The sequence below is a fragment of the Micromonospora sp. WMMA1949 genome, assembly GCF_027460145.1.
Classification (GTDB): Bacteria; Actinomycetota; Actinomycetes; order Mycobacteriales; family Micromonosporaceae; genus Micromonospora.
In genome coordinates this window covers 5,372,911-5,385,273 of the sequence record NZ_JAPZBG010000001.1, presented here as the reverse complement: position 1 = coordinate 5,385,273, position 12,363 = coordinate 5,372,911, and the positions used below count along the sequence as shown (strand labels likewise).

Below are 12,363 nucleotides of genomic sequence, written 5' to 3'. Positions count from 1 at the left end.
CGGGTCCGCAGTGCTGTGCGGGCCCGGGCCACCTGCTCAGGCCCCGGTGCCGTCCCGGCCGGGCGCGGGGACGGGCCCGGTCGAGTCGCGGACGACCAGTTCGGTCTGGAGCATTACCTGTGCGGTGGTGCGACGGTCGCCGGCCGCCGCGCCCCGGCCCCGGGCGCCACGCGGCGCGTCGGAGTCGAGTTGCAGGAGCATGTCGACGGCCGTCCGGCCGGCGGCCGCGGTCGGCGTGGCCACCGTCGTCAACTTGGGGCGGGTGAGCCGGCTCAGCGCGATGTCGTCGACGCCGACGACGCTCACGTCGTGCGGCACTCGCGCCCCGATCGCGTCCAGCCCTTCGATCAGGCCGATCGCCATCAGGTCGTTGTAGGCGAGCACGGCGGTGACGCCGCTGCGGCGTACCTGTTCGGCCAGGGCGCCGCCGCCGGTCTCGGTGGGCTGGTTGGGTCCGAGAACGGTCAGGTCCGCTCCCCCGCCCCGGGCGGCGGCGGTCGCGGCGCGGCGCATCTCCCGGGCGGTCCAGGAGCCGCGCGGGCCGCCGAGCAGCGCGATCCGGCGGTGGCCGAGCCCGAGCAGGTGCTCGATCGCGGCCCGGGCGCCCTGCCCGACGTCCATCATCACGCAGGGCAGGCCGGCGACCTGGCGGTTTATCACCACCACCGGGACCTCGCGGCTGACCTGCTCGATCAGGCTGTTGCTCATCCGGGGGCTGCACAGCAGCACGCCGTCGACCTGCTTGGCCAGGGCGTGGACCAGGTCCTCCTCGGCGACCGGGTCCTCGTTGGTGTCGGCCACGAACACGTGGTAGTCACGGTGCCGGGCCTGCCCCTCCGCCGCCTTGATCAGCGGCGGGAAGAACGGGTTGGCGATGTCGGCCACGATCAGGCCGATGTTGTGCGTACGGCCGGTGATGAGGGCCCGGGCGGCCCGGTTGGGCCGGTAGCCGAGGTCCTCCGCGCAGGCCAGCACCCGGACCCGGGTCTCCGGGTTGACCAGGTGCGGGGCCGAGAACGTCCGGGACACGGTGGAGATGTGCACACCGGAGGCGCGGGCGACGTCCCGGATGGTGGCTGGCACGGCGGGCTCCCTCGTCCGATGTGGTGGGGGTCACGGGTGCCGCCCATTAATGCAAACGGTTGCTCCCGTGTCAACGGTCCATTGTTGCGGCTCGATTGCGGCCACGGTCACGGTGGGCGCGCGAAACCTCATCAATGCGGATGGATAGGACGGCTTGGCCGCCATCCGTTGACGACGTATCCATCGTCGTGGTTTCTTCGGCTGCAAACCTTTGCAGCCGACTGCCGGGGAGGCCGACGTCATGTCACCACCGGCCCGGGAACGGGTCCGCCACGCCCTGGTGGGTGCCGGGGCGCGCGCCGAGATGTTCGTCCGCGCCCTCGCGCTCGACCACGCCGACACCGCCGAGCTGGTAGCGCTCGCCGACGTCAACCACACCCGGATGGACGCCCACAACCGCTGGCTGGCCGAGCTGGGCCGGCCGCCGGTGCCCACGTACGCCGCCGGTGACTTCGCCGCCATGCTCGCGAAGGAGCGCGTCGACGTGGTGCTGGTGACCAGCGTGGACGCCACCCACGACGAGTACGTGACGGCCGCGCTGCGCGCCGGCTGCGACGTGGTGGTGGAGAAGCCCATGACAGTGGACGCAGAACGGTGCCGCCGCATCCTGGACGCGGTCGCCGAGACCGGCCGGCGCGTCACGGTCGCGTTCAACTACCGCTACAACCCGCTGCACGAGCAGGTCCGGCGGCTGCTGGCCGACGGCGCGGTGGGCGAGATCGGGTCGGTGCACTTCGAGTGGCTGCTCGACGTGCGCCACGGCGCCGACTACTTCCGCCGCTGGCACCGCGACAAGTCCGTCTCCGGCGGCCTGCTGGTGCACAAGTCCGGCCACCACTTCGACCTGGTCAACTGGTGGCTCGACGCCCGTCCGGTCGACGTGCACGCGTACGGCAGGTTGTTCTTCTACGGCGCGGACGGGCGCCGACACGGCTACGCCCGCGACTACGACCGCGCGCACGGTTCCCCGGCCGCCGACGGCGACCCGTTCGCGCTGCGCCTGGCCGACCACCCGCGCCTGCGCGAGCTGTACCTCGACGCCGAGGCCGAGGACGGCTACCACCGCGACCGCAACGTCTTCGCCCCCGGCGTGACCATCGAGGACGACCTCGCCGTGCTGGCCCGCTACGACACCGGCGCGACGATGACCTACCACCTGACCGCGTACGCCCCCTGGGAGGGCTACCGGGTCATGGTCAACGGCAGCCGGGGCCGCCTCGAACTGGAGGTGACCGAGAGCGACCACGTCAGCCCGGCCGTCGCCGGAGCGCTCAAAGGCGCGGCGCTGCACGGCGACGAGGCGGCGGTGGAGCAGGGCGCGGCCCGGCTCACGCTGCGGCCGTTCTGGGCGCCGCCGCAGGAGATCCCGGTCGAGGGCTGGACCCGGCGCGGGCACGGCGGCGCTGATGCCCGGATGACCCGGGTGCTGCTCGGCGGCGAACCCGACCCGCTCGGCCGGGCCGCCACCGCCCGCGACGGCGCGCTCGCCCTGCTCACCGGCCTGGCCGCCAACCGCTCGCTGGAGACCGGCGCGCCCGTCCGGGTCGCCGACCTGCTCACCCTGCCCTGACCGAGGAGCCCGTACCCGTGCCGATCATCTCCCCCAGCGATCTGCTGCTGCCCGCCGAGCCCGGCCTGCGCGCCGTCGCGCGCGAGCTGTACGCGCTCGCCGCGCAGCAGCCGATCATCTCCCCGCACGGGCACGTCGACCCCGGGCTGCTGGCCGAGGACCAGCCGTTCCCCGACCCGGCCCGGCTGCTCGTCGTACCCGACCACTACCTGACCCGGATGCTGTTCAGCCAGGGCGTACCCCCGGCCGATCTGGGTGTGCCGAGCGTCGACGGCAGCCCGGTGGAGACCGACGGGCGGACCATCTGGCGGCGCTTCGCCGCGCACTGGCACCTGTTCCGCGGCACCCCGTCCCGGCTGTGGCTGGAGCAGACGTTCCGGAACGTGTTCGGCGTCGACACGCCGCTGAGCCCGGACACCGCCGACACCGTCTACGACGCGCTCGCCGCGCGCCTGGCCGAACCGGGGTTCCGGCCCCGGGCGCTGTTCGAACGCTTCGGCATCGAGGTGCTCGCCACCACGGAGTCGCCGCTGGACGACCTGGGCCGGCACGCCAAGCTCGCCGCCGACGGCTGGGGCGGGCCGGGCGGGCGGGTGGTCACCACGTTCCGCCCCGACGACGTGGTGGACATGGAGTTCGGCAACTGGTCGGCCAACGTGGACCGGCTCGCCGAGGTCTCCGGCGAGGACACCGGCACGTACGCCGGCTACCTGGCCGCGCTGCGGGCCCGGCGGGAGGCGTTCGCCGCCGCCGGGGCCACCTCGTCCGACCACGGGCACCCGACCGCCCGTACCCTCGATCTCGGTCCGGCGCAGGCCGCGGCGCTGTACGACAAGGGGCGGCGCGGCCTTGCCGACACGGGCGACGCCGAGGCGTTCCGGGCGCACATGCTGCTGGAGTTCGCCCGGATGTCGCTCGACGACGGCCTGGTCATGCAGCTGCACCCGGGCGCGGTGCGCAACCACAACCGGTGGCTGCACGCCCGGCACGGCCGCGACGTGGGCGGGGACGTGCCGCAGGCCACCGAGTACGTGCACGGCCTCGCCCCGCTGCTCGACGCGCACGGCAACGACCCGCGGCTCACAGTGGTGCTCTACACGCTCGACGAGGACACGTTCACCAGGGAACTCGCCCCGCTCGCCGGCGGCTACGCGGCGCTGCGCCTCGGCGCGCCATGGTGGTTCCTGGACTCCCCCGAGGTGCTGCGCCGGTTCCGCGAGGCGGTCACCGAGACGGCCGGCTTCTACAACACCGCCGGGTTCGTCGACGACACCCGCGCGTTCTGTTCCATCCCGGTACGCCACGACGTGGCCCGCCGGGTCGACGCCGGTTTCCTCGCCCGCCTCGTCGCCGAGCACCGGATGACCGCGGACGACGCCGCCGAGACCATCGTCGACCTGGCGTACCGGCTGCCGAAGCAGGTCTTCAAGTTCGGAGGTGGGCCTTCATGACCACGATCGTCGACGTCGAGGTGCACGACGTGCGCTTCCCCACCGCCGCCAGCGGCGACGGCTCGGACGCCATAAACAGGGGCGACTACTCGGCCACGTACGTGGAGCTGACCACCGACGGCGGGCCCACCGGCACCGGGTTCACGTTCACCAACGGGCGCGGCAACGAGATCACCTGCGCGGCGGTCCGCGCGCTCGCCCACCACGTCCGCGGACGCACCGTCGCCGAGATCGCCGCCGAACCCGTCGCGTTCTGGCGCTCCCTGGCCGCCGACGTGCAACTGCGCTGGCTCGGGCCGGAGAAGGGCGTCATCCACATGGCCACCGGCGCGCTCGTCAACGCGGTCTGGGACCTGCGCGCCAAGCTCGCCGGCAAGCCGATGTGGCGCCTCCTCGCCGAGATGCCCACCGACGAGCTGGTCGCGACAGTCGACTTCCACCACATCACCGACGCGCTCACCCCCGACGAGGCGGCGGCCATCCTCGACAAGGGACGCGACGGCCTGGCCGACCGGCTCGCCGGGCTGGAACGCGACGGGTTCCCCTCGTACACCACCTCGGTGGGCTGGCTCGGCTACCCGGACGACCAGGTGCGCGCGCTGACCCGCGACGCGTACGCGCAGGGGTGGCGCGCGATGAAGATGAAGGTCGGCGGACGGATCGAGGACGACCTGCGGCGGGCCCGGATCATCCGGGCGGAGATCGGCCCGGACGCGCTGCTCATGATGGACGCCAACCAGGTGTGGGACGTGGACGAGGCGATCGCCGCGATGGGCGTGCTCGCCGAGGTCGACCCGTACTGGATCGAGGAGCCCACGCACGCCGACGACGTGCTCGGGCACGCCCGGATCGCCCGCGCGGTCACCGAGCTGACCGGCGGCCGCTGCCGGGTCGCCACCGGCGAGGTCGCCGCCAACAAGGTCATCTTCAAGCAGCTGCTCCAGGCCGAGGCGATCGGCGTGATGCAGGTCGACGCCTGCCGCGTCGGCGGCGTGGACGAGGTGCTCGCCGAGCTGCTGCTGGCGGCGAAGTTCGGCGTGCCGGTCTGCCCGCATGCGGGCGGCGTGGGCCTGTGCGAGTACGTGCAGCACCTCGCGATCTTCGACCACCTGCGGGTCGGCACGAGCCTGGACGGCCGCATGATCGAGTACGTCGACCACCTGCACGAGCACTTCACCGACCCGGTACGCACCCGGGGCGGGCGCTACCTGCTGCCCACCGCGCCCGGCTACAGCGCCACCATGCGTCAGGAGTCGATCGCGCGGTACCGCTTCCCGGACGGCCCGGCATGGCGCTGACCACCGACCGGCTCGGCCTGGCCACGCTACGCCACCTGCCGCCGGAGTCCCGGCCGCTGCTGCGCCCCGGCACCGTGCCGGCCGGCATCGTCCACCTCGGCGTCGGCGCGTTCCACCGCGCCCACCAGGCGGTGCACACCGAGGCGGCGGTCGGCGCGGCCGGCGGCGACTGGGGCATCATCGGCGTCGCGCCGCGCAGCACCGGCGTGGTCGACGCCCTGGCCGCGCAGGACTGCCTGTTCAGCGTCACCACGCTCGCCGCCGACGACGCGGCCACCCGGGTGGTCGGCGCGCTCGCCGGGGTACGGCACGCCGCGAGTGACCCGGACGCGGTGGTCGGCCTGCTCGCCGACCCGGCGATCCGGGTGGTCACGCTGACGGTGACCGAGAAGGCGTACCGGCTGGACCCGGTGACCGCCGCGCTGACTGTGGACGCGGACCTGACCGCCGACCTCACCACCGGCCGTCCCCCGCGTACCGTGCCCGGTCTGCTGGTGCGCGGGCTGCTCGCCCGCGCCGCCGCCGACGCCGGGCCGATCGCGCTGGTGAGCTGCGACAACCTGCCCGCGAACGGGCGCCGGCTGCGCGGCCTGGTGGAGCAGTGCCTCGCGCTGGCCCGGGTCCCCGACGCCACAACCGAACGGGTGCTGGCGGCTGTCACCTGCCCCGGCACCATGGTCGACCGGATCGTGCCGGCCAGCACCGACGAGACCCGGGACACCGCGCGGCGGGCGCTGGGCGTGGCCGACCTGGCGGCGGTCGCCGCCGAACCGTGGTCGCAGTGGGTGATCGAGGACGACTTCCCCGGCGGGCGCCCGGCCTGGGAGCACTCCGGCGCGATCCTCACCGGCGACGCCGGGCCGTGGGAGCGGCTGAAACTGCGGGCGCTCAACGGCGTGCACTCGGCCACCGCATACCTGGGGGCGCTGGCCGGCGCGGAGACGGTGGCCGAGGCGCTGGCGCTGCCGCACCTGGAGGCGGTGCTGCGCCGGCTGGTCGCCGAGGAGATCACGCCGAGCTTCACCCCGCCGCCCGGCGTCGACGTGACCGCCTACGGCGAGCAGGTGCTCGCCCGCTTCGCCAACCCCGCGATCCGGTACCGGACGACACAGGTCGCCATGGACGGCTCGCAGAAGCTGCCGCAGCGGGTCCTGCACACCGTCGCCGACCTGCGGGCGGCCGGCCGGTCGGCGCGGTGGAGCGCGCTCGTGGTGGCCGCCTGGCTGCGGTTCCTGCTCGGGTACGCCGACGACGGCCGGCCGCTGCCGCTGGACGACCCGCTCGCCGACCGGCTGCGCGCCGCGCTGACCGCCGGCGCGCACACCCCGGCCGGGGTGGTGGACGCGGTCTTCGCACTCCGCGAGGTGTTCCCGGCCGATCTGGCCGGCGACGACGAGTTCCGCGCCGACGTGTCCGGCTGGCTCACCGCGCTGGAACGCCACGGCGTCCGGGCGACCCTGGCGGACGCCCGGTGACCGGCGGCGCGCCGCGACCGGCCGGGAGTAACCGGTGAGCGGCAACGACCCGCCGCGGGTGGCGCTGATCGGGGCGAACGGCCACGGCCGCTGGCACCGCCGGACCATCGCCGGGCTGCACGCGGCCGGGCGGGCGCGCCTGGTCGCGCTGGTCGACGTGCGCCCGCTGGAGGACGAACCGGAGGCACCGGTCCCACCGGGGGCCGGCGTGTTCACCGACCACTGGGCCATGCTCGCCGAGTCCCGGCCGGACGTGGTGGTGATATGCACGCCGCCGCACACCCACCTGCCGATCGCGCTCGACTCCCTCGCCGCCGGGGCCGACCTGCTGCTGGAGAAGCCGCCGGTGCTCGACCTCGCCGAACATCGGAGGCTCACCGCCGCCGCGCACGCCGCCGGCCGCGCCGTGCAGGTCAACTTCCAGGCGCTCGGCTCCGCCGCGCTGACCGAGCTGACCGGCGCGCTCGGCCGGCTCGGCCCGGTCACCGGCATCTCCACGCTCGCCGCCTGGCAACGCCCGGACGCCTACTACGCCCGCTCCCCCTGGGCCGGGCGGCGCACCGTCGACGGCCGCCCGGCGCTGGACGGCGCGCTCGCCAACCCGCTCGCACACGCGCTCATGCAGTGCCTGGCCGTCGCCGAATCGGTCACCGGCGCACCCGTCCGCCCGGCCCGGATCGCTGTGGAGCGCTACCGGGTCCGCCCGATCGAGGTGGACGACACCGCCGTGCTGCGGCTGACCCCGCACGCCGGGCCGCCGGTGCTGGCCGCGCTCACTCTCGCCGCCGAGGAACACGTCCCCGGGGAGGTGCTCGTCACCGGGGAACGGGGACGGGCGGTGCTGGAGTACCCGACCGACCGGCTGCGGCTACCAGGCGACGACGTCCCGCGCCCGGTGCCCGGCCGCCGCGGGCTGCTGGCGAACCTGCTCGACCACCGCGCCGACGGCACGCCGCTGATCGCGCCGCCGGCGCGTACCGAGCCGTTCACCGCGGTGCTGGACGCGCTGCGGGACGCCCCCCGACCCACGCTGCTCGGCGGGGACCTGGTGCGCGTGGCGGGCGACGGCCCGCAGCGGGTGCGGATGGTGCGGGGCGTCGGCGCGGTGCTGCGGGCCGCCGCGGAGAGCGGCGCGCTGCCGTCCGAGGCGGGCGTGCCGTGGGCGGTCACGCCGTACGTGGTGGACCTGGCCGCGCAGTGAATGTCCCTCCAGGAGAACGGAACGAGTCATGCGTACCCGAACCTCAGTCGTCGCGGCGCTGACCGCCGCGCTCGTCCTCACCACCGCCGCGCCCGCACCGGCCGCGCCCGGCAAGCCGTCCCGGGCCGCCGAGCTGATCGGCCGCCAGGCCCTCGCCGCGAACGACGGCTGGGCCGCCGCCGGCACCGGCACCACCGGCGGGTCGGCCGCCGCGCCGGACCGGGTGCACGTCGTGCGTACCCGGGCCGAGCTGGTCGCCGCGCTCGGCGGCGACAACGCCACGAACGCCGCCGACACCACCGCCAAGATCGTGTACGTGGCCGGAACAATCGACGGCTTCGAAGGCCCGGACGGCACGCCGCTGGACTGCGCCGACCTGGCCGACCCGGAGTACTCGCTGCCCGCCTACCTGGCCGCGTACGACCCGGCGACCTGGGGGCGGGTGAGCCCGAGCGGGCCGCTGGAGGCCGCCCGGGTGCGGTCGGTGGCCGCCCAGACCCGGCAGACCCAGATCAACGTCGGCTCCAACACGACGATCGTCGGCCTGCGCGGCGCCCGGCTCACCGGCCTGACGCTGATGATCGACCGGGTCGACAACGTCATCGTGCGCAACATCGAGTTCACCGACGCCCGCGACTGCTTCCCCGCCTGGTCCCCCACCGACGGCGACACCGGCAACTGGAACTCCCAGTACGACCAGATCTCGGTGCGGCGCAGCGAACACGTCTGGATCGACCACAACACGTTCACCGACGGCGACAACCCGGACAGCGCCCAGCCCGTCTACTTCGGGCGGCCCTGGCAGGTGCACGACGGCTCGGTGGACGTCACGCACACCGCCAGCCTGGTCACCGTCTCCTGGAACCGGTTCACCGGCCGGGACAAGGTCATGCTCATCGGCTCGTCGAACACCGTCGGGCCGGACGTGGGCCGGCTCGACGTCACCGTGCGGCACAACCTGTTCGACGGCACGCTGCAACGGCTGCCCCGGGTGCGGTTCGGCCGGGTCGACGTGCACGAGAACCACTACCGGCTCGGCGGGCCCGGCTTCGCGTACGCCCTCGGCGTCGGCGTGCAGTCCGCCCTGTACGCGGAGAACAACTTCTTCACGCTCACCGGCGACGCCATCCCCGCCGACCTGCTCTACGACTGGGGCGGCACCGCGCTCACCGAGCGGGGCACCTGGGTGCGCCAGGGCGACCGCCTGCCCCGGCCGGTGAGCCTGCTCGCCGCGTACAACGCCGCCCACGACCCGGACCTCGGCGGCGACGCCGGATGGACGCCCACGCTGCGCGCCGCCCGGCCGCTGCCGGCCCCACTGGTCCCCCTCGCCGTCGACGCCTTCGCCGGTGCCGGGCGGCTGCCGCTCTGACCTGCCCCCGGGCCCGCACGCGTACCGCCCCGACGCCGTCGGGGTGACCGCCCGCTCGTCCCGGGCCGGCGTCCCCTGAAGGGTTCGCCGGCCCGGGACCGATGCGCCGCGCCGGGCCGCCGGCTGACACACCGCCGCCGATGCGCAATGATCACCTTTGACGGACATCGCCGCCGGGGGAATGAATCGGCGGCCACCGGGGACAACAGGGTGAGAATCAGGCGGTGACAGCGCGAGTGGGCGCCCAGGTCCGGGGACGGGCACGGGACGGAGGGCCGGACGTGACGGGTGAGACATCCGGCGACGTCGGCCCGGTCCTCACCATCGATCTGCCGGCCGACCCGGCCCGGCTCGCCGGCACGCGGGACCGGCTGCGCGCCTGGTTGCACGCCCAGGGCGTCGGCGACTGGGACGTCGACACCGTCCTCATCGCCACCGGCGAGGCGTGCGCCAACGCCATCGAGCACGGCTACCGCTTCGCCCCGGAGGGGATCACCACGCTGCGGGCCGAGCTGCGCGGCGACCGGCTGGAGATCGAGGTACGCGACCACGGCGGCTGGCGCCCGGCCGACGGCGACGACACCGGCGACCGGGGCCGCGGGCGGCTGATCATGGCGCGGGTGATGGACGAGGCCACCATCGTCGGCACGCCGGAGGGCACCTGCGTACGCCTGGTCAAGCACCTCACCCGCGACGTGAGCGGCCCGGCGGTCCCCCAACCTAGCGAAGATCAGCTATAAGGGACGCATGGAGTTCCCCGCGTACCTCGCCACCATGCCGATGCACGCGATCACCGAGATCCACGGTGAGCCCGGCCTGCTGGCCCGGTTCCGGCTGGAGATCGAGGCGTTCGACGAGGCCGACCGCGGGCGGTTGACCGAGGCCCTCGACCTGGCCGCCGACCTGCACCGCGACGACCGGCGGGTACGCGAGCCGTACCTCAACCACCTGCTGCGGGTGTCGATCCGGCTGATGCACCACTACCAGGTGCGGGACGTGGACGTGATCGTCGCCGGGTTGCTGCACGACGCGGTCGAGGACCACCCCGCCGAACTCGCCGGGCTCGACCCCGATTCCGGCGCGGACGCGACCCCGGCGGCGCTCGCCGCGCTGTCCGACCGGTTCGGGGCACGGGTCGCCCGGCTGGTCGCGGCGGTCACCAACCCGGCGTACGACCCGGACCGCGACCGCGACGAGCAGTACCGGGAACACGTGGCGGCCAGTCTCGAACGGGAGCCCTGGGCCCGGGTGATCAAGGTGTCCGACTTCACCGACAACGGCGTGGGCGTGATCCACACGGTCGGGCCGAAGGTGGCCCGCGCCGCCACGAAGTACCGCCCGCTGGTGCCGGTCTTCCGCGACCTGGTCGCCCGGCCGGACACGCCGTTGTCGGCGTCGGTCAAGCAACACATCCTCGCCCAGCTCGACCTGGCCGAGGAGCGCTTCAGCGCCATCCTCGACCCCCCGGGCTGACGCCCCCGCACCCTCCCCGCCCGGCCCCACCCCGCTGATCATGAAGTTGACCGCCCGGAGAGCGCTCCCCACCCCGGCCAACTTCATGATCACCGCCCGGCCCGCTCGGCGTTGATCAAGGAGTTTGGGTCACTGTGGGGGCCGGATCCGGACGCAAACTCCTTGATCGCTCGCTGATTTCAGGCGTCTGGGCGGCACGTTCGAGGTCGGCGCGGGGGTCGCCGGGTCAGCCGGTGGCGGGTGGGCCGCCCACCCGTCCGCCCAGCACCGCGGCGACGCGGGCGCGCAGAGCGGACAGCCGTTCCGTGTCGTCGCGCAGCACCACCCGGAGCGTCTCGTGACCACCGGCGGCGACCGCGCCGAGCACGTCGAGCAGCGTGCCGAGATGGGCGGGCGGCTCGTCGGCGAGCAGGTCCGCCGAGTCGGAGACGACCACCGTCAGCGGACCGGCGTCGAGGCGGTCGGCGAGCGCGTCGGCCAGGGCGTCCCAGTTGCGGCCGTACCAGCCGGGCAGCGCCAGCGCCCCGGCCAGCGCCTCGTGCAACCCGGCGCGGGTGCGGGCCTGCTCGCCGGACATCAGCACGCCACCCGGCAGCGCCCCGCCACCCGGCAGCGCCCCGCCACCCGGCAGCGCCCCGCCGCCCGGCAGCGCCCCGCCACCCGACTGCGGGTCACCGCCCGAGCCGGGTACGGCCGCGCCGCCGTCCGGCTCGGGCGGCGCGGCGTCGTACACGAGCCAGGCCGGTGCATGCGGGGACGCCGCGCCCATGTTTCCGTCCTTTCCCGACGGCGCCGGCCGGGGTGACCCCGGCCGGCGTCGAGGCTGCTCAGAGCCGGTAGAAGTTGGCGTAGTGGTCGGGTGAGAACCAGGTCGCCCCGGTGCTCTTGTTGACCACGATCCGGTACGCGTCCCGGGAGGCGTTGCAGGCGCGCGGGTAGACGTCGTACTCGTAGTAGGTGGCGCCGGTGGGGAGTTGCCCCTCGTAGTTGTAGAACCGGCCGCCGGCGAAGTTGCAGGTGCCGCCGCTCCACGAGTACCAGCCGCGGCTGGTCGGGAAGCTCTTGGCCGACCAGCCGGACCGGGCGGTGCGCGCGTCCGCGCAGCGGGACTGCGTGCAGGAGCCGTACACGGCTGCCGCCGCGGGTTCGGCGAGCCGGGTGGACACGGTGGACGGGGCGACGAGGGCGGCGGCGGCCACGGCGGTGACCAGGGCGGACGCGGCGAGGGCGCGGCGTACGCGGGTGACGGCGGCGCGGAACGGGGTCAAGGGATCCTCCTTGAACGGGACGACAGCGCATCGATCGACATTGATGGCCGATCGATGTTCAGTCTGTCGAGGATCCTGCCCGCGGTACAGCCCCGATCCGGCGACGGCATCCCGAATCCCGCGTGAACACACGACGGCGGATGCGGAAGGACGACCCGAGCCGCCCGTCCGC

Annotated in this window: 11 protein-coding genes; 8 read left to right on the top strand and 3 right to left on the bottom strand. The window is 74.5% G+C overall.

Translation table 11 applies throughout. The features are described 5' to 3' along the window. Positions 1-36 precede the first annotated feature (36 nt). On the bottom strand, positions 37-1,083 hold the full coding sequence (locus O7607_RS25090) for a LacI family DNA-binding transcriptional regulator (protein ID WP_120569588.1): 1,047 nt from the start codon (positions 1,081-1,083) through the stop codon (positions 37-39). Between the two features lie 241 nt (positions 1,084-1,324). Between O7607_RS25090 and O7607_RS25085 the strand changes: the two genes are divergently transcribed. From O7607_RS25085 to O7607_RS25050, 8 genes are all read left to right on the top strand, one after another. Further along, positions 1,325-2,653, top strand: a complete 1,329-nt coding sequence (locus O7607_RS25085) for a Gfo/Idh/MocA family protein (RefSeq protein WP_269705665.1) — start codon at positions 1,325-1,327, stop codon at positions 2,651-2,653. A 17-nt stretch (positions 2,654-2,670) separates the two neighbouring features. Next, positions 2,671-4,104 (top strand): glucuronate isomerase, encoded by a 1,434-nt coding sequence (gene uxaC / locus O7607_RS25080; RefSeq protein WP_269705664.1) that lies wholly within the window; start codon positions 2,671-2,673, stop codon positions 4,102-4,104. Then, positions 4,101-5,402 carry an enolase C-terminal domain-like protein gene (locus O7607_RS25075; RefSeq protein WP_269705663.1) on the top strand — a complete coding sequence of 434 codons (1,302 nt, stop codon included), beginning with the start codon at positions 4,101-4,103 and terminating at the stop codon, positions 5,400-5,402. Before uxaC ends, O7607_RS25075 begins: the two co-directional genes overlap by 4 nt. Continuing rightward, complete coding sequence (locus O7607_RS25070) at positions 5,393-6,877, top strand: mannitol dehydrogenase family protein (RefSeq protein ID WP_269705662.1); 1,485 nt, start codon at positions 5,393-5,395, stop codon at positions 6,875-6,877. The genes O7607_RS25075 and O7607_RS25070 overlap by 10 nt, the downstream gene beginning before the upstream one ends. 34 nt (positions 6,878-6,911) lie before the next feature. Continuing rightward, a complete protein-coding gene (locus O7607_RS25065; RefSeq protein ID WP_269705661.1) occupies positions 6,912-8,078 on the top strand; it encodes a Gfo/Idh/MocA family protein in 1,167 nt (388 codons plus the stop codon). A gap of 28 nt (positions 8,079-8,106) precedes the next feature. Beyond that, complete coding sequence (locus O7607_RS25060) at positions 8,107-9,450, top strand: pectate lyase family protein (protein WP_269705660.1); 1,344 nt, start codon at positions 8,107-8,109, stop codon at positions 9,448-9,450. A gap of 281 nt (positions 9,451-9,731) precedes the next feature. Beyond that, a complete protein-coding gene (locus tag O7607_RS25055; protein ID WP_269705659.1) occupies positions 9,732-10,190 on the top strand; it encodes an ATP-binding protein in 459 nt (152 codons plus the stop codon). Between the two features lie 7 nt (positions 10,191-10,197). Next, positions 10,198-10,923 carry an HD domain-containing protein gene (locus tag O7607_RS25050; RefSeq protein ID WP_269705658.1) on the top strand — a complete coding sequence of 242 codons (726 nt, stop codon included), beginning with the start codon at positions 10,198-10,200 and terminating at the stop codon, positions 10,921-10,923. 226 nt (positions 10,924-11,149) lie between these two features. On the opposite strand, the gene O7607_RS25045 is transcribed toward O7607_RS25050, so the two are convergent. Together O7607_RS25045 and O7607_RS25040 are read right to left on the bottom strand one after the other, a co-directional pair. Beyond that, positions 11,150-11,692, bottom strand: a complete 543-nt coding sequence (locus O7607_RS25045) for a barstar family protein (RefSeq protein WP_269705657.1) — start codon at positions 11,690-11,692, stop codon at positions 11,150-11,152. Between the two features lie 58 nt (positions 11,693-11,750). Continuing rightward, a complete protein-coding gene (locus tag O7607_RS25040; protein ID WP_269705656.1) occupies positions 11,751-12,191 on the bottom strand; it encodes a ribonuclease domain-containing protein in 441 nt (146 codons plus the stop codon). Between the last annotated feature and the right edge of the window lie 172 nt (positions 12,192-12,363).

Coding starts and splice junctions, on each gene's coding strand:
- O7607_RS25085 (WP_269705665.1), top strand. CDS start 1,325: ATGTCACCACCGGCCCGGGAACGGGTCCGCCACGCCCTGGTGGGTGCC.
- O7607_RS25075 (WP_269705663.1), top strand. CDS start 4,101: ATGACCACGATCGTCGACGTCGAGGTGCACGACGTGCGCTTCCCCACC.
- O7607_RS25070 (WP_269705662.1), top strand. CDS start 5,393: ATGGCGCTGACCACCGACCGGCTCGGCCTGGCCACGCTACGCCACCTG.
- O7607_RS25060 (WP_269705660.1), top strand. CDS start 8,107: ATGCGTACCCGAACCTCAGTCGTCGCGGCGCTGACCGCCGCGCTCGTC.
- O7607_RS25050 (WP_269705658.1), top strand. CDS start 10,198: ATGGAGTTCCCCGCGTACCTCGCCACCATGCCGATGCACGCGATCACC.
- O7607_RS25045 (WP_269705657.1), bottom strand. CDS start 11,692: ATGGGCGCGGCGTCCCCGCATGCACCGGCCTGGCTCGTGTACGACGCC.